Source organism: Pseudomonas sp. NBRC 111130, from assembly GCF_001320485.1.
GTDB classification, from domain to species: domain Bacteria; phylum Pseudomonadota; class Gammaproteobacteria; order Pseudomonadales; family Pseudomonadaceae; genus Aquipseudomonas; species Aquipseudomonas vlassakiae.
In genome coordinates, this window is sequence record NZ_BCBG01000019.1 from 72,698 (window position 1) to 89,360 (window position 16,663).

General features: G+C 62.4%; 14 protein-coding genes and 1 pseudogene. 5 read left to right on the top strand and 10 right to left on the bottom strand.

All coding sequences use genetic code 11. The features are described 5' to 3' along the window. Positions 1-118: 118 nt before the first annotated feature. The 9 genes from APH33_RS11460 to bioB all read right to left on the bottom strand — a co-directional run bounded on the left by APH33_RS11460 (position 119) and on the right by bioB (position 11,257). On the bottom strand, positions 119-1,402 hold the full coding sequence (locus tag APH33_RS11460; protein WP_054885244.1) for a diguanylate cyclase: 1,284 nt from the start codon (positions 1,400-1,402) through the stop codon (positions 119-121). A 208-nt stretch (positions 1,403-1,610) separates the two neighbouring features. Continuing rightward, positions 1,611-3,749, bottom strand: coding sequence for a cytochrome-c peroxidase (locus tag APH33_RS11465; protein WP_082433559.1), 2,139 nt, complete (start codon positions 3,747-3,749; stop codon positions 1,611-1,613). A 527-nt stretch (positions 3,750-4,276) separates the two neighbouring features. Continuing rightward, complete coding sequence (locus APH33_RS11470; protein ID WP_054885246.1) at positions 4,277-6,082, bottom strand: phenylacyl-CoA dehydrogenase; 1,806 nt, start codon at positions 6,080-6,082, stop codon at positions 4,277-4,279. Between the two features lie 295 nt (positions 6,083-6,377). Continuing rightward, on the bottom strand, positions 6,378-6,674 hold the full coding sequence (locus APH33_RS11475; protein ID WP_054885247.1) for a hypothetical protein: 297 nt from the start codon (positions 6,672-6,674) through the stop codon (positions 6,378-6,380). A gap of 124 nt (positions 6,675-6,798) precedes the next feature. Beyond that, a complete protein-coding gene (gene bioD / locus APH33_RS11480) occupies positions 6,799-7,479 on the bottom strand; it encodes a dethiobiotin synthase (RefSeq protein ID WP_054885248.1) in 681 nt (226 codons plus the stop codon). A gap of 10 nt (positions 7,480-7,489) precedes the next feature. Next, a complete protein-coding gene (gene bioC, locus APH33_RS11485; protein WP_054885249.1) occupies positions 7,490-8,308 on the bottom strand; it encodes a malonyl-ACP O-methyltransferase BioC in 819 nt (272 codons plus the stop codon). Then, positions 8,301-9,032 carry an alpha/beta fold hydrolase gene (locus APH33_RS11490; RefSeq protein ID WP_054885250.1) on the bottom strand — a complete coding sequence of 244 codons (732 nt, stop codon included), beginning with the start codon at positions 9,030-9,032 and terminating at the stop codon, positions 8,301-8,303. Before APH33_RS11490 ends, bioC begins: the two co-directional genes overlap by 8 nt. Further along, complete coding sequence (gene bioF, locus APH33_RS11495) at positions 9,025-10,197, bottom strand: 8-amino-7-oxononanoate synthase (RefSeq protein WP_054885251.1); 1,173 nt, start codon at positions 10,195-10,197, stop codon at positions 9,025-9,027. Before bioF ends, APH33_RS11490 begins: the two co-directional genes overlap by 8 nt. Position 10,198: 1 nt before the next feature. Next, complete coding sequence (gene bioB / locus APH33_RS11500; protein ID WP_054885252.1) at positions 10,199-11,257, bottom strand: biotin synthase BioB; 1,059 nt, start codon at positions 11,255-11,257, stop codon at positions 10,199-10,201. Positions 11,258-11,346: 89 nt separating this feature from the next. On the opposite strand from bioB, the gene APH33_RS11505 reads away from it, so the two are divergent. The 4 genes from APH33_RS11505 to rarD all read left to right on the top strand — a co-directional run bounded on the left by APH33_RS11505 (position 11,347) and on the right by rarD (position 14,970). Beyond that, entirely contained in the window at positions 11,347-12,084 is a 738-nt protein-coding gene (locus APH33_RS11505; RefSeq protein ID WP_054885253.1) for a ComF family protein, read from the top strand. Between the two features lie 26 nt (positions 12,085-12,110). Further along, positions 12,111-12,875, top strand: a complete 765-nt coding sequence (locus APH33_RS11510; RefSeq protein WP_054885254.1) for a TOBE domain-containing protein — start codon at positions 12,111-12,113, stop codon at positions 12,873-12,875. Between the two features lie 177 nt (positions 12,876-13,052). Continuing rightward, complete coding sequence (locus tag APH33_RS11515; RefSeq protein ID WP_054885255.1) at positions 13,053-14,027, top strand: serine/threonine protein kinase; 975 nt, start codon at positions 13,053-13,055, stop codon at positions 14,025-14,027. Between the two features lie 55 nt (positions 14,028-14,082). Continuing rightward, a complete protein-coding gene (gene rarD, locus APH33_RS11520) occupies positions 14,083-14,970 on the top strand; it encodes an EamA family transporter RarD (RefSeq protein WP_054885256.1) in 888 nt (295 codons plus the stop codon). 216 nt (positions 14,971-15,186) lie between these two features. Here the strand turns inward: rarD and APH33_RS11525 are convergent, their stop codons facing one another. Further along, positions 15,187-15,705, bottom strand: a complete 519-nt coding sequence (locus tag APH33_RS11525; RefSeq protein ID WP_054885257.1) for a glycine cleavage system protein R — start codon at positions 15,703-15,705, stop codon at positions 15,187-15,189. A gap of 451 nt (positions 15,706-16,156) precedes the next feature. Between APH33_RS11525 and APH33_RS11530 the strand changes: the two are divergent. Next, positions 16,157-16,663 (top strand): annotated as a pseudogene (locus APH33_RS11530) (malate synthase G); the annotation flags it as partial.

Consider the following 16,663-nt stretch of genomic DNA (forward strand, 5'->3'; position numbering starts at 1 on the left):
CGGCCACACGGACCGCGGCACGGGGTTCTTGAAACAAACAACCCGGGGTTGAATCCAGTGTAACCGAACAACTTTTGCGAGACATAGGGTCATCACGCGACCGTATAGTCCATTTCGGTCACGCCATTCGCACGGCACCACGCTGGGATTGTTGACCATAGACCATGACGCAGTTACGGCCCGCACCCTTGGCACTGTAGAGCGCCTGGTCGGCGGACTTGAGCACTTCCTCCGGGTTGCGATGATCGACCAACCGTTCGGCGACACCGATGCTGATGGTCACCGAAACCGTGCCGCCCGCGCTGCCACTGCGGCGCTGACGCCCGGTGGAATCGTCCTGCGGGCGGCTGTTCTGGTCACGCAGGTGCATGGTGTAGTTGGCGATCATCTCGCGCACTGCTTCGACGTGCGGCACGCACTCTTCTGCCGTCTTGCCGGCGAACACCAGGGCAAACTCTTCACCCCCGTAGCGATAGGCGCGGCCCCCACCGGTCACCTTGGACAACCGGCTGGCGACCAGCCGCAGCACTTGGTCACCGACATCGTGGCCGTGGGTGTCGTTGAATTTCTTGAAGTGGTCGACGTCGGTCATCGCGATCACGTAGTTGCGACCCAGGCGTTGCATGCGTTCGTTCAGCGCACGGCGCCCCGGCAACCCGGTAAGCTCGTCACGGAAGGCCATCTGGTAGGCCTCGTGCGATACCGCAGCGGCAATCATGAGCATCACCTGGCTGCACATGATGTTCAGGGTGAACGGCAGGATGAAGGTCTTGGGCAGCATCCAGAAGATACCGACCAGGCCGATCAGCTGTGCAGCATGCAACGGCCGGGGCTCGCGCAGGTATTGCACAACCAGCAGGATGAACACCACCAGGAACACCGGGTAGACCATCTGGATCAGGCTCATCCACTGGCCATGCAGCGAGGGCCAGCGGATCTCCGCCAACCAGGCCAGCAGCGCCTGCGGGAAGCTCTGCTCCAATGCCACGGCCACGCTGCCGACGGCGAACAGCACGGCGAAGCGGGCCAGCAGGTCCTGGGCCAGGTGAGTGCGTTCCTGCCAGGCGCCGAACAGGCCGTACAGGGCAGGCAGCAACAGGCACACAAGGTGGAAGATCACGGCTGCGTCCTCGCGCACGCGGCCATTGTCACGGTAGAAATCGGTCTGCGTGTCGAGCAGGAAATATGCGATGTACACCGTCACCATCAGGAACAGTTCACGCTGGCGGCGATACACGGCGCAGTAGGCGCCACCCAGCAGCAGGACCAAGGTGGGAAGAACATTGAACAGGGATGTGAAGAAGACGCTGAGGTCTCTTACATAAGCCGCCGCGAGCCCGGCCAGCAGCAAAAACAGCGAAGGCAGGAAATGGCTCGCGCGAACAGCGTTTAGACGAAACAAGGGCAATCTCCGACCCGGCAGATCAATAATAGCATTGTGCCTCTAGTTCATCGGCAGCACACGTGAATAGATGAATACACCGGTGGGTTAACGGCAGCGGGGGTGGAGGGCTTGAGCTTTTCTTGTAACTGAAAGCGACCGCGATCCCTGTAGGAGCGGCCTTGCCGGGGCGCCGGACCGGCAAGGCCGCTCCTACAGGGCGACCACGTTACAGGTCGTTGTTGAATGGCAGCAGCGGCCCCTGCGCAGTGGAGCGACCTGCGGCACCGACGGCATTGAGCTGGAACTCGGCGTCTTGTGCTTGCCGAGAGGTGATCTGGGCGCTGGCCGGTTTTTGCCCGACCGAGTTCTCATCGCCCTTCTCACCCTGCGGCAGGACAAGGGACGGATGATCGAACGGCGCCCGCTCCCAAGCCACGCGCGGATCGGTCAAGCCGACTTCCATGAACTTGACCAGTGCATCCATCTCATCCGCCGTCAGGTTCAGCGGGGTCATGTCCGGATCGAGATTGGAGCCGTTGTGCTGGTTGACTGCCGGGTGCTCGAAGCCGCTGGTGTTGCTGGCGTCTTCGCCGCGCCGGTCACCGCCGCGGTTGTAGAATTCCATCACCTGCTGCAGCGTTGCCCGGCTGCCGTTGTGGAAGTAGGGCCCGGTCAAGGCGATGTTGCGCAGGGTCGGGGTCTTGAAGGCGCCATCGACCGCGTCGCGGAAACCGACACTGGGCTTGAGCGTCGGGTCGCAGGGGACTGCTGCGCTCAGTGGCACTTCGAAGGTGCACACATCGACCTCCAGTGGGTCGGGAACATTCCCGCCTTGCAGTTGGCTGTTGTACTCACGGGTGAAGGACAAAGGATTACCCCAGGCGTCCGAGCCCCCCAGAGCCAGGTCCTCGGAGGTGGGGCGCACACCGGTGTTGTAGAACCCATTGTCATAGAGCGTGGTCAGGCCGTCAGCCATGACCATGCGCTCGACGCGCTCATGCGGCTGGAACAGCAGCCTGCTGCCCGCGTTGGTCAACTCCGCACCACCATGGCAGCTGACGCACTTTCCCTTGCCCAGGAACAGGTTCATGCCTTGCACCTGCTGGGCATTCATGGCGGTGTGGTCGCCCTGCAGATAGGCATCCAGTGGCGCCTGGTCAGAGATCAGTGTGGATTCGTACATCTGGATCGCCAGCCCGAAGAACAGCGGGAAGTTCGCCTCCATCTGGGTATAGGGCTCGCTGCCCAGCAAGACCGGCTGCGTGGCGTTCCACAGGCGAGGCTGAAAGGCGTTCTTGATCAGTTCGCGATAGGTTGGCCGACGGGCACTGGAGACGGGGCCGAGTACAGAGTCGGTGGGCGAAATCTTTTGCCCCTTGAGCATCATGGTGTCGAGCATGCGCCGGCCAATGTCGGCGAAAGTACGCCCACCACAAGACATTTCCACCGCGCTGCCGGGAGGCCCGACGGCTTGCGAAGCGGCCGAGGCATCCTTGAGAGCCAGGCGTACCTTCACCGCGGCGCCACTGGCATCCTTGGTCACGAAGATCCCAGCGTCAGGGTCGCGGTTACCGAACGGCGAGAAGCCGTTGAATACGTTGTTGGCCCGGCCATCCCAGAAGTTGCGCACGTTGAATGCCGCGTTGATCACCGACGGTGCATTGCGCCCGGTGGCGCGCCGCACGTTGATGCCACCCACCTGGAAAATGCCATCCGGCTGCTGGGTGCACTTGTCGAAGCGCGACTGGCGGGGTTTGACAAAGTTGGCATCGAACACACCTTGCGAGCCGACGACGTCATCGCTCGAATAGACAATCGCCGAGTTACGGTCCAGAGGATTGGCCAGTACGTGGCTCGGGAAGTCGCCCTTTTTCAACGTGTAGTTCGGGCCGCCCTTGCCACCGGAGCGGGTGGTGTAACTCGGCACGTCACCTGGAATGTCACCTGCCGTGAACGGCTTGTTGAAGATCGACGCGACGTTGGCATTGGTATTGGCCTGGCCAGGGTTGATCTGGTTGGTGACCCGGTGATCGACACCGGCGTGGTAGTGGCATGAAGCGCAGGCGGTGGCGCCGTCACTGCCGATCGCCATGTCCCAGAACAGCGCCTTGCCCAAAAGCACTACCGCCCCGCGATTGATCACGTAATCGGACATCAGGTCGACTTTGCGGCCACCTTCGGTACCGGAGGGATCCGGCGGCGTCATGCCCCGCAGTGACTGCAGGCTGGGCACATCCGGGACGACCGGAACGGTCCCGGCCGGGTCCGCAGCCCGAACGCTGGTAAAAGGAAGGCTGGCGGCGAATGTCATCGCTATCGCACAGGCCAGGCGGGGGACTCGCACGTTACTCAGATAGGCGACCATGATGGACTTCCCGACGGCTCAGGTTTTTCAGGCTGTTGGTTCGCGCAACGAAGTGCGCTTAATGCCACCATAGCTGTAACAAAGTATTTCGACACGAAACATTCAATGGTTTTTTAGACCAGTTTATTTTGTCGGCAATACCAGGAAATACTGAAATTCAAACTTCCTCAGTTCCGGTGTAAAACAACCCCATTAGTGGGTGGAATTCCCCAAATCGTATTCACGAACCGTTCACAGAAACGACGAAAGCCCCAGCACACAAGGGGTATGACGTTATAAAGGCGACCAGATAGCATCTGGCAATGTATTTGCTAGCTGTAGTGAACAAGAGATGAAATTAATAAATTGGCTGAATTCGACCCAACCAAAAGTCACCAAACAATTAGCCTGCGCATGTCGGAAAGTTGCGCTGCGCCAGCTATTGTAATTTGCGAAATTAAAGACCAGCTCGAACACGTGAAGATAAAATAAAGCAAAAAAAACGCCGCTCATCAGGAGCGGCGTTCTCTTCGGTAACTCACCCGAGTTTAGTAACCCAGAGAGAAGTCTTCTTCTTTCATGTCCATCAGGTTGTTGGCGCCCGACAGCATGGTGGCGACGTGAGTACGGGTACGCGGCAGGATGCGCTGGAAGTAGAAGCGCGCAGTCTGCAGCTTGGCAGTGTAGAAGGCTTCTTCGCTGGTGCCGGCTGCCAGCTTTTCCGCCGCCAGGCGAGCAATGTCAGCCCAGAAGTAGGCCAGGCACGCATAACCGGAGTACATCAGGTAATCCACCGACGCGGCGCCGACTTCCTCGCGGTCCTTCATCGCAGCCATGCCCACTTTCATGGTCAGCTCGCCCCACTCCTTGTTCAACGCAGCCAATGGCCCGACGAACTCCTTGACCGCGTCATTACCTTCCTGCGCCTGGCAGAACTTGTGCACGATCTTGGTGAAGCCCTTGAGCGCTTCGCCCTGGGTCATCAGCACCTTGCGGCCCAGCAGGTCAAGGGCCTGGATACCGGTGGTGCCCTCGTACAGCATGGAGATGCGGCTGTCGCGCACGTTCTGCTCCATGCCCCACTCGGCGATGAAGCCGTGGCCGCCGTAGATCTGCACGCCATGGTTGGCGGCCTCGAAGCCGACTTCGGTCATGAACGCCTTGGCGATCGGGGTCAGGAAGGCCAGCAGGGCATCGGCCTTCTTGCGCTCTTCCTCATCCTGGCTGTACTTGACGATGTCCACCTGCTTGGCAGTGAAGTACACCATCGCACGGTTGCCTTCAGCGAAGGCCTTCATGGTCAGCAGCATGCGACGCACGTCGGGGTGGACGATGATCGGGTCAGCGGCCTTGTCCGGCGCTTTCGGGCCGGTCAGGGAGCGCATCTGCAGGCGCTCACGGGCGTATTTCAGGCCACCCTGGAACGCCACTTCGGCATGCGCCAGACCTTGCAGCGCGGTACCCAGGCGTGCGGTGTTCATGAAGGTGAACATGCAATTCAGGCCTTTGTTGGCCGGGCCGATCAGGTAGCCAGTGGCACCGTCGAAGTTCATCACGCAGGTAGCGTTGCCGTGGATACCCATCTTGTGTTCGATCGAGCCACAGCTCACGCCGTTGCGCTCACCCACGCCGCCTTCGGCGTTGGGCAGGAACTTCGGCACGATGAACAGCGAAATGCCTTTGGTACCCGCCGGAGCATCTGGCAGACGAGCCAGCACGATGTGGACGATGTTGTCGGCCATGTCGTGTTCACCGGCCGAGATGAAGATCTTGGTGCCGGAGACCTTGTAGCTGCCATCAGCCTGTGGCTCAGCCTTGGTGCGCAGCATGCCCAGGTCGGTACCGCAGTGTGGCTCGGTCAGGCACATGGTGCCGGTCCACTCGCCGGACACCAGCTTGGTCAGGTAGGTGTGTTGCTGCTCAGCGGTGCCGTGGGCGGAGATGGTGTTCATCGCGCCGTGGGACAGGCCTGGATACATGCCCCAGGACCAGTTCGAACCCCCGACCATTTCGCTCAGGGCCAGGCCCAGCGACTCCGGCAGGCCCTGGCCACCGTGTTCGACGTCATGCGCCAGGCTCGGCCAGCCACCTTCGACGAACTGCTGGTAGGCTTCCTTGAAACCGGTCGGCGTCTTCACGCCTGACTCGCTCCAGGTGCAGCCTTCCTGATCACCGATACGGTTCAGTGGCGACAGCACCTGCTCACAGAACTTCGCGCCTTCTTCCAGGATCGCGTTGACCATGTCAGGCGTTGCGTCCTGGCAACCCGGCAGGCTCTGATAGTGCGCCTCGTAGCCGAGCAGCTCGTCGCGGACGAAACGAATATCACGCAAGGGGGCTTTGTAATCAGGCATTGCGATGAACCTCTGTGATGAGTTCGGTAGGGGACCGCTGATACCGACCAGCTCTTGGCGGCTTTGGGTCAAACAGTTGTTTGAAACTTACGTTTAGGACAGCCCGATGTCAAGAAGGGACTATGGTGCCATTTACGCCGCGAAAGATGGCGTTTATGCCATCGCATGAAATCTCAGGCACAAACGACTGTGGGAGCGGGTTTACCCTCGAAAGGGCCAGCCGGACAACAGGGGGTCCGGACAGGCGCATCCGCGAGTAAACCCGCTCCCACAGGGTTTTGCAGGGAAGCTGAAATCAGGCGTAGGTATCGATGAACCGCCCGAGCATTTCGTCGGAAGCCTTGGCCACCTTGGCGCCTAGTTCGACCTCGGTCTTGCCCAGGGCCAATTGCACGGTGCTGGTTGCCAGGTCCATCTGCTGGCTGCGGTCGACCCCACGCAGGCGCTCGGCCTGAAAGTCGCTGGACTGGCTGGTGGCGGCACGCTCAACCGAGGCATTGGCGATCTCGCCGGCGGCCTGATCGACCCGGTTCTGGCCGTTGTAGATGGCATTGAGGCCCGCGTAATACGCGGTGCTGCCGGTGATTTCCATGTCAGAACTCCAATGACGCTGGATATGAACAAGGGCAATTAAAGCAGGCCAGGCGCGAAAAGGCCCGTTTAAATCCCTAATGGCTCAGTGCCACTTGATAGGCCAAGGACATATCCGGCTTCATTCACTCGAGCAAGTCGAGCTGCAAATGCTCTGCCACCGCATCCGCAGTAGCCTGCTTGAGCTTCGGCACCCGCCCCAGGCACGGGGCAGGTAGTCGCTCCGCCAGGCTGGCGAGGTTTTCTTCCAACCGCGAGGTCCGTGGTTCGATGATATTCGCCACCCAGCCTGCCAGTTGCAGCCCGTCGCGGGCAATTGCCTCGGCACTGAGCAGTGCGTGGTTGATGCAGCCCAGGCGCACCCCAACCACCAGAATCACCGGCAGTTTCAGGGCAATCGCCACGTCAGACAGGTTGGCATGGTTGGACAATGGCACGCGCCAGCCGCCAGCGCCTTCGATCAGCGTGAAGTCTGCGCCCTGCTCCAGAACATGGCGCATGGCCTTTGCCAGCACCGTGACTTCCAGCGCGACACTCGCCTCCCGGGCCGCCACATGCGGCGCAATGGCCGGTTCGAAGGCAAACGGGTTGACCTCCTCGTAGGCAAGCTTGATCGAGCTCTCGTCGATCAACGCCTGGGCGTCACTGTTGCGCAGGCCTTTGGCCGTCATCGAGCAACCCGAAGCCACCGGCTTCGCGCCCAAGGTGCTCAACCCCTGCAAGCGGGCCGCATGCAGCAGCCCGGCGGCGATGGTGGTCTTGCCGACATCGGTATCGGTCCCGGCAATGAAATAGGCCTGGCTCATGCTGCTCCTCTCATGCCTGTGGCTTGCGCAACACACCATAGACCACCTGATAGGTGGCGGGCAGCCCCTGAGGCTGGCGAAACGCTTCGTAAGCCTGCAACAGGCCTTGCATACGTGCTCGGCCGGTAAGGCCAGAAGGCCGCCCGGGGTTGAGGTTGTGCGCACCGAGCGCCTTGAGTTCATGGGTCAGGCTGCGCACATCGGGGTAGTGCAGCACATGGGCCTGGCGCCGCAAGCTGACCTCGCTGAGGCCACTGGCGGCGCACAGGCGCTGGTAGTCTTCAAACCGTCTGAAGCGATTGACATGCACCATGCCATCCACGGCCTGCCAGCTGGCGCGCAATTCATCGAGCGTGCCGACGCACAGGCTGCTGAACGCCAGCACCCCGCCCGGGCGCAATACTCGCCGAGCCTCATCCAGCACACTGGCGAACTGACCGCACCACTGTACCGCGAGGCTGGTGAACACCAGGTCGACACAGGCGTCACGCAGCGGCAGGCGCTCGGCATCGCCGGCCACATGGTAATGCGCCCCGCCCTGTTCGCCACGCGCGTGGCACAACATGCCTTCGGCAATATCCACAGCTACGCCGTTGGCCTGGGCAAAACGCTCGCCCAGTACCCGGCTGAAATGCCCCGTGCCACTGCCAAGGTCCAGCCAGCGCGTCGGTGCCACGTCATCCGGCAACTGCTCCAGCAAGCTCATGCCCACCGCACGCTGCAAGGCCGCAACACTGTCGTAGCTGGCTGCCGCCCGAGAGAACGAGGCGGCCACCTGGCGCTTGTCCGGCAGCGCGCCGGGCAGGGTTGGACGGGAAAGGTCAGTCATCGCCACTCTCATGCAGGAAACTCTTGATGCCCGCCGCCAGCTCCTGTGGATACTCCAGCAGGAAGGCGTGGGAACTGTCTTCGACCAGGCCGACTTCCACATCGGGCAGCAGCTCGCTCAGCGCTTTGGCCACCTCGGCGGGCACCAGCGCATCGCTGCCGGCGAACAGGTGCAATTGCGGGCCGCCATAGGCCTGCAGGGCCTCACGGGTATCGAGTTTGGCCAGCACTTCAAGGCCGGTGGCCAGGTACAGCGGATCGGTATCCGGCACACCGACACCCAGTTGGCGCAGCAGCGTGCGAGGTTGCAAGGCTCCGTCGCTGCACAGGGTGCGGAAACGCTTGAGGGTCACCGACGTGTGGCTGCGGCAACCATCGAGAAAGGTGCCGAAGGTATCCTCGGCCATGCCATGGGGCCAATCGGCGCGGGCCACGAAACTGGGGTTGCTGCCCAACGTCAGCAGGCCGCAGCAATGGTCGCCACGCTTGCGCGCCAGTTCGCTGGCGAGCATGCCGCCGAGCGACCAGCCACCCAGCCAGGTGTCGCTGGGCACCTTGCGATCAAGGTAGTCCACCCAGGCTTGCACGTCGGCATCAGGCAGTTCCGGCAGGGGCATCAATTCGACCTGCAGGCGTGCGTCCTGGGCCCGCAGGCTGGCGGCGAGCGGCTCGAGGGCAGCAGTGCCCAGCCCCCAACCGGGTAAAAGGATCAAACGGTTACGCATCGGCGGCCTCCAGCTGTGGATAACACTCGGCCAATGCATTCAACAATAGCTGCACCTGCGCCTCGCTGTGCGCCGCGCTCAGGGTAACGCGCAGGCGGGCGCTGCCAGCAGGCACCGTTGGCGGGCGAATGGCGGTCACCAGCAGGCCGCGGTCACGCAGCATGCGCGACAGCTTGAGAGCCTGGGCACTGTCACCGATCAGGATCGGCTGGATCGGCGTCGGGCTGTCCACCAATTGCAGGCCGATTTGCGAAGCCCCCTGGCGGAACTGGCGGATCAGCGCAGCCAGGTGCTCGCGGCGCCAGGTTTCACGGCGCAGCAGTTCCAGGCTCTTGAGCGTGGCGCAGGCCAGCGCTGGCGGCTGACTGGTGGTGTAGATGTAGGGCCGGGCGAACTGCACCAAGGCTTCGATCAGCTCTTCACTGCCTGCGACGAAAGCGCCAGCCGTGCCGCAGGCCTTGCCCAGCGTGCCGATCAGCACAGGTACGTCATCGATGCCTAGACCGAAGTGCTCGACGATTCCGCCGCCCTGCTCACCCAACGTACCCAGGCCATGGGCGTCGTCGACCATCAGCCAGGCGCCGTGGGCGCGGGCCACAGTGGCCAGGGCCGGCAGATCGGCGAGGTCGCCATCCATGCTGAAAACACCGTCGGTGACCACCAACGTGTTTCCAGTTGCCCTGGCCAGGCGATTGGCCAGGCTGGCAGCGTCGTTGTGCAGGTAGCGGCTGAACCGGGCGCCACTGAGCAATCCACCGTCGAGCAGCGACGCGTGGTTCAGGCGGTCCTGCAATACGCTGTCGCCCTGCCCCACCAGCGCGGTGATGGCGCCCAGGTTGGCCATGTAGCCCGTAGAGAACAGCAGCGCCCGTGGGCGACCGGTCAGTTCGGCCAGCGCCTCTTCGACAGCATGGTGCGGCGAACTATGGCCGATCACCAGGTGCGAGGCGCCACCGCCGACACCCCAGCGCTCGGCGCCAGCTTGCCAGGCGGCGATTACTTCAGGGTGGTTGGCCAGCCCCAGGTAGTCATTGCTGCAGAAGGCCAGCAGGCGTTGGCCGTCGACCACCACTTGCGGCCCCTGCGGGCTTTCCAGCAATGGCCGCTGCCGATACAGGTCTGCGGCACGCCGTTCGGCCAGGCGCGCCGCCAGGTCGAAAGCCATCTCAGGCAGACGCGGCGTCGTAGAACAGCTCACTGCTGCGTTGCTCGACCAAGGCCTGCTCGATGGCCGCCTGGTGCACTTCGTCGGCATGCTCTTCGCGGGCTTCAGGCTGGATACCCAGGCGAGCGAACAGCTGCATGTCCTTGTCGGCCTGCGGGTTGGCGGTGGTCAGCAATTTCTCGCCGTAGAAGATCGAGTTGGCGCCCGCCATGAAGGCCAGGGCCTGCATCTGCTCGTTCATCTGCTCGCGGCCGGCGGACAGGCGCACGTGCGACTTCGGCATGAGAATCCGAGCCACTGCCAGCATGCGGATGAAGTCGAACGGGTCTACGTCCTCTTCATCGGCCAGCGGGGTACCGGCGACCTTTACCAGCATATTGATCGGCACCGATTCCGGGTGCTCGGGCAGGTTGGCCAGCTGGATCAGCAGGCCGGCGCGGTCGTCCAGCGACTCGCCCATACCGAGGATGCCGCCAGAGCAGATCTTCATCCCGGCATCGCGCACGTAGGCCAGGGTCTGCAGGCGCTCGCTGTAGGTACGGGTAGTGATGATACTGCCGTAGAACTCAGGCGAGGTGTCGAGGTTGTGGTTGTAGTAGTCCAGGCCGGCCTGGGCCAGGGCCAGGGTCTGATCCTGGTCGAGCTTGCCGAGGGTCATGCAGGTTTCCAGGCCCATGGCCTTCACGCCTTTGACCATCTCCAGCACGTAGGGCATGTCTTTGGCCGACGGGTGCTTCCAGGCCGCGCCCATGCAGAAGCGGGTGGAGCCGATGGCTTTGGCGCGAGCCGCTTCCTCGAGCACCTTCTGCACTTCCATCAGCTTTTGTTTTTCCAGCCCGGTGTTGTAGTGGCCGGACTGCGGACAATATTTGCAATCCTCCGGACAGGCGCCGGTCTTAATCGACAGCAGCGTCGAAACCTGTACGCGGTTGGGGTCGAAATGCGCGCGGTGCACGGTTTGCGCCTGGAACAGCAGGTCATTGAATGGCTGCTGGAACAGCGCCTTGACTTCAGGCAGGGACCAATCGTGACGTGTTGTTGCAGTTGTGCTGGCGCTCATCGGCGTTTCCTTGTTTAGGCTGTAACTGGCGCCGAGGTACAAGTGCCCGCCAGCGCATCACGGATAGCTCGCATACTCATGGATGGCCTATGAACTGTCAACCTTGGTTAAAAGCACTGGTTTACAACTGTACAAATATTAACCATATCTGTCTGCTATGCGGCGAACCTGCCGAACAGCATTACCCCTTGTGCGCCGCCTGCGAGCAGGAACTGCCCTGGCTCGACGAGTATTGCCTGCGCTGTGCCCTGCCATTGCCGATGGCCGGCCTGACCTGCGCCCAGTGCAGTCGCCGCCCGCCAGCTTTTCACCAGGCCATGGCGCCCTGGCACTACGGGTTCCCGCTGGACACGCTGATCAGCCGCTTCAAGCACAACAGCCAATGGCCGCTGGGGCGCCTGATGGCCGAACTGCTGGGCTTGCACATGCACCATCGCTATCAGGAAGGCCTGCCCAGGCCAGACCTGTTGTTGCCAGTACCGCTGGCCCGGCGCCGACTGCGCGAGCGCGGCTTCAACCAGGCCGGCATGCTCGGGCGCTGGCTGTCCAAGGCACTGGTGATCGAATGTGATGAACGTTTGTTGCTGCGCACGCGTGAAACACCGGCACAGCAGAGCCTGGACGCCCGTGCTCGCCGGCGTAATTTGCGCCAGGCGTTCGCGCTGTCCAGCGAGGCAGCACTCAAGGGCCGCCACGTTGCCGTGATCGATGATGTGATGACCACCGGGGCCACCGCGCAGGCCATTGCGCAGCTGTTGCACCAGGCAGGTGCGCGCAGGATCGATGTGTATTGCCTGGCACGCACGGCAAAACCGGGGCAAGCTTGACGGGTCATCACCCGATAGGCCGCCCCATGTCCCTGCCCGCCCTGCTCACCCAGCATATTGCGCGCCGTCCGCAGCGCATCAACCTGCTCCAGCACATCGCCGAACAAGGCTCGATCACCCGCGCGGCCAAGGCTGCCGGCATCAGCTACAAGGCTGCCTGGGATGCGATCGATGAACTCAACAACCTGGCCAGCAAGCCCTTGGTCGAGCGCAGCACGGGTGGCCGAGGCGGCGGCGGCGCAAGGCTGTCCATGGAAGGCGAGCGGGTCCTGCGCCTGTATCAGAAGGTGCAGGCACTGCAGGCACAGATTCTCGACGCCGCCGAAGAGTCCAGCGACCTGGACCTGCTCGGGCGCCTGATGTTGCGCACCAGCGCACGCAACCAGCTGCAGGGGCAGGTCAGCGGGCTGCGCAGGGAGGGCCGGCATGATCGGGTGAGCCTGGCATTGGGCGGCGGGCTGGAGATCGATGCGCTGATTACCCCTGACAGCACGGCGCGGCTGGAGCTGACATTGGGGACCACGGTGGTGGCGCTGCTCAAGGCCGGGTGGGTGCAGTTGCTGGCAGCAGGGGATGAGGCGGATGCGGGTAGCAATGTGCTGAACGCCACCGTCGAAGCGGTGCTGGCGGATGCGCAAGGGGACAGCGAGGTGCGGTTGGCGCTGGGCAATGGGCAGACGTTGTGTGCATTTGCCGAGGCAGGTTGGTTGGTTGAGCAGTCGATCAAAGCAGGGAGCAAAGTGAAGGTGCAGTTCCATCCTTCCTATGTATTGCTCGGGGTACCGGTTTAACCTGTGCCGGCCTCTTCTTCGCGGGTGAACCCGCTCCTACAGGTACTGCACCCTGTTCAGGTGTTGTACATATCCTGTGGGAGCAGGTTCACCCGCGAAAGGGCCAGAACAGGCAATCTGAGGGAAAGCCATGGAATGAGTTAACATGCCAACACGCCGCCCACCCCCGGAGCCCGCATGTCTCACCCCTTCGATACCCTCACCCCCGACCTGGTCCTGGACGCCGTGGAAAGCCTGGGCTTTCTCAGCGATGCCAGGGTCCTGGCGCTGAACAGCTACGAGAACCGCGTCTATCAGGTGGGCATCGAAGATTCGCAGCCGTTGATCGCCAAGTTCTACCGACCGGGGCGCTGGAGCGATGCGGCGATCCTCGAAGAGCACCAGTTCACCGCCGAACTGGCCGACTGCGAAGTGCCCGTGGTCGCGCCGTTGCAACACCACGGCCAGACCCTGTTCGAGCACAAAGGCTTTCGCTTCACCCTATTCCCGCGCCGAGGCGGCCATGCACCGGAACCCGGCAACCTCGACCAGCTCTACCGCCTCGGCCAACTGCTTGGCCGCCTGCACGCGGTAGGGGCTGCGCGCCCGTTCGCACACCGCGAAGCGCTGACTGTGGACAACTTCGGCCATGCCTCGCTGAACACCCTGCTCGACGGTGGTTTCGTCCCCAGGGACTTGCTGCCGGCTTTCGAGTCCGTGGCCCGGGATCTGCTCAAGCGTGTCGAGGATGTCTATGCCCGCACCCCGCATCAGGTCATCCGCCTGCATGGCGACCTGCACCCCGGCAACCTGATGCACCGCGACGAGGTGTATCACGTCGTCGACCTCGATGACTGCCGCATGGGCCCTGCGGTGCAGGACCTGTGGATGATGCTCGCTGGCAGCCGCGAGGAACGCCTGGGGCAACTGGCCGAACTGGTGGATGGCTACAACGAGTTCCACGATTTCGACCCACGTGAACTGGCCCTGATCGAACCGCTGCGCGCCCTGCGCCAACTCCATTACAGCGCCTGGCTGGCGCGGCGCTGGGACGACCCGGCGTTCCCGCCGAGCTTCCCGTGGTTCGGCCAGCCGCGTTACTGGGGTGACCAGATCCTCGCCTTGCGCGAGCAACTGGCAGCGCTGGATGAACAACCGCTGAAATTGTTCTAGAAGCAAGCGCGCCTCTGTCTACAATAGGCGTCGCTTTACTGAGCAAGGACTCTCCATGCAAGCTGCAAACCCGCGCCGCGGGTACCTCCTGGGCCTTGGTGCCTACATCATCTGGGGCTTGTTCCCGCTGTACTTCAAAGCTATCCAGAGCGTTCCGGCGGTCGAGATCATCGTCCACCGGGTGCTCTGGTCGGCCCTGTTCGGCTCAATGTTGCTGCTGGTGTGGAAGCACCCCGGCTGGTGGCGTGAACTGCGTGAAAACCCGCGCCGGCTGGCAATTCTGGCACTGAGCGGTACGCTGATCGCCGCCAACTGGCTGACCTATGTCTGGTCGGTGAACAACGGCCGCATGCTCGAGGCCAGCCTGGGCTACTACATCAACCCCCTGATCAACGTGCTGCTGGGCATGCTGCTGCTCGGCGAGCGCTTGCGCCGCCTGCAATGGCTGGCAGTGGCCATGGCGGCGGTGGGCGTTGCCCAGCAGGTATGGCAAGTGGGCAGCCTGCCGTGGGTGTCGCTGGCGCTGGCGCTGAGCTTTGGCTTCTACGGCCTGATTCGCAAACAGGCACCGGTAGCGGCGTTGCCCGGCCTGGTGGTGGAAACCTGGATGCTGGTGCCGCTGGCGCTGGGCTGGTTGCTGCTGCATCCGACGGCAATGAGCGCACAAGCTGACTTCTACACCAGCAGCGAGGCCCTGTGGCTGATGGCAGCGGGGCCGGTGACGCTGGTGCCGCTGGTGTGCTTCAACGCAGCAGCGCGGCACCTGCCTTATACCACCCTGGGCTTCCTGCAGTACCTCGCGCCGACCCTGGTGCTGCTGCAGGCAGTGCTGCTGTTCGATGAGCAGCTGTCCTCGAGCAGCTTGATCGCGTTTATCTTCATCTGGGCGGGCTTGGCAATCTACAGCGTCGATGCCTGGCTGACCCTGCGCAAGCGCGCCTGATCAAAAAACGATCAAAACCGTGCAGGCCACGTGATTCGTGGCCTGCAGAAACATCTCCAAAGGTTATCCACACCCTCGTCCCCGTGCTTTGTGCACAAGCTGCTGATTTCTGTACGTTTTTTGCTCAAAACTCGGGAAGGCTTGCCGTTCCTGGGCTGGCGAGGGGCGCCCCCAGCTTATCCACAGGGCAGTCCCCGTCAAATCGGGATAACCCGATCAGTCCTCCGGCCGCAACTTCAACTCCACCATCAAGTCATCCGCCAGGCTCTCCAGCTTCTGTTGCAGGTCATCCAGCGACAAGGTCAATGGCAGCGCCAGTAGCGCATCGGCATGGAACAGCGGCTCACTGCTCATCGGCGCCGGCCGCACTTCGGTGGTGAAGCGCTCCAGGTTCACCCCCTGGTCCGCCAGCAGGCGGGTGATATCGCGCACGATACCCGGGCGGTCATTGCCCACCAGCTCCATGGCAATCGGTTTCCAGGTGCAGGACGGTTCGATGCCGCTCTCGGCGATGAGCACGCGAATATCGTATTGCCCCAGCGCCTGCAGCGACTTGACCAGTTCGTCGTAGTTTTCCGCTGGCACCGCCACCCGCAGGATCCCGGCAAACTGTCCGGCCATCCGCGACATGCGGCTCTCCAGCCAGTTGCCATTATGATCGGCGATGCACTGGGCAATGCGCTCGACCTGGCCGGCCTTGTCCGGGGCAATCACGGTGAGTACAAGATGATCCACAGGCCCTTCCTCGGTGTCGGGCCGCCCGAGGCGGCGTAAATACGGGGGATCGACTCAGTATAGGCAAGGCGCGGCAACCTGCCGCAGGGCAATCCGGATAACAAATCGTGTACTGTTTCAAGATTTATCTGGAACAATCCACCCGTTTTTTGCGAACATACGTTCTCCCAGCGTGACCATACGCGACCAACTGGTCGCATAACGGCGCTTTTAGTCTGATTTTGCCTCGTCTACTGCATCATGTAGTATCCCGTGGCGCGGACTACAAAACGTCGTTTGGATGTCTGCCAAGGCGCCTGTGAAAATACGCACACTGCCTGCCAGCCCGTCTGGCAGGCCGCACCCAGCCGCGCTCGTGCCATTCGACGAGGGCAAGCACTGGAACGTGTTTAGAGAAGCGCTACAGGCATAATACAGAAGAGCGAAATAGCTGAGCAGAGTGAGGCAAGCAATGACTGGATACGTTCAAGTCGGTGGCCTTCAGGTCGCCAAGGTCCTGTACGACTTCGTCAACAACGAAGCCATTCCGGGGACCGGCATCGTCGCCGAGCAGTTCTGGGCCGGTGCAGAGAAGATCATCAATGACCTCGCTCCAAAGAACAAAGCCCTGCTCGCCAAGCGCGACGAGCTGCAAGCCAAGATCGACGCCTGGCACCAGGCACGCCAAGGCCAGGCGCACGACGCCGTAGCCTACAAAGCATTCCTCCAGGAAATCGGCTACCTGCTGCCACAAGCCGACGATTTCCAGGCCACCACCCAGAACGTGGACGAAGAGATCGCTCACATGGCCGGCCCGCAGTTGGTGGTTCCGGTGATGAACGCCCGCTTCGCCCTGAACGCAGCCAACGCCCGTTGGGGTTCGCTGTACGATGCCCTGTACGGCACCGACGCCATCAGCGATGAAGGCGGCGCCGAGAAAGGCCAGGGTTACAACAAGCTGCGTGGCGACAAGGTCATC

Bases quoted from the DNA above. Each gene is read 5' to 3' on its own strand.
- APH33_RS11505 (WP_054885253.1), top strand. From the start codon at position 11,347: ATGAACTGTCAACCTTGGTTAAAAGCACTGGTTTACAACTGTACAAAT.
- APH33_RS11510 (WP_054885254.1), top strand. From the start codon at position 12,111: ATGTCCCTGCCCGCCCTGCTCACCCAGCATATTGCGCGCCGTCCGCAG.
- APH33_RS11475 (WP_054885247.1), bottom strand. From the start codon at position 6,674: ATGGAAATCACCGGCAGCACCGCGTATTACGCGGGCCTCAATGCCATC.
- APH33_RS11515 (WP_054885255.1), top strand. From the start codon at position 13,053: ATGTCTCACCCCTTCGATACCCTCACCCCCGACCTGGTCCTGGACGCC.
- APH33_RS11490 (WP_054885250.1), bottom strand. From the start codon at position 9,032: ATGCGTAACCGTTTGATCCTTTTACCCGGTTGGGGGCTGGGCACTGCT.
- APH33_RS11470 (WP_054885246.1), bottom strand. From the start codon at position 6,082: ATGCCTGATTACAAAGCCCCCTTGCGTGATATTCGTTTCGTCCGCGAC.
- rarD (WP_054885256.1), top strand. From the start codon at position 14,083: ATGCAAGCTGCAAACCCGCGCCGCGGGTACCTCCTGGGCCTTGGTGCC.
- bioF (WP_054885251.1), bottom strand. From the start codon at position 10,197: ATGGCTTTCGACCTGGCGGCGCGCCTGGCCGAACGGCGTGCCGCAGAC.
- bioC (WP_054885249.1), bottom strand. From the start codon at position 8,308: ATGACTGACCTTTCCCGTCCAACCCTGCCCGGCGCGCTGCCGGACAAG.
- APH33_RS11465 (WP_082433559.1), bottom strand. From the start codon at position 3,749: ATGGTCGCCTATCTGAGTAACGTGCGAGTCCCCCGCCTGGCCTGTGCG.
- bioB (WP_054885252.1), bottom strand. From the start codon at position 11,257: ATGAGCGCCAGCACAACTGCAACAACACGTCACGATTGGTCCCTGCCT.
- bioD (WP_054885248.1), bottom strand. From the start codon at position 7,479: ATGAGCCAGGCCTATTTCATTGCCGGGACCGATACCGATGTCGGCAAG.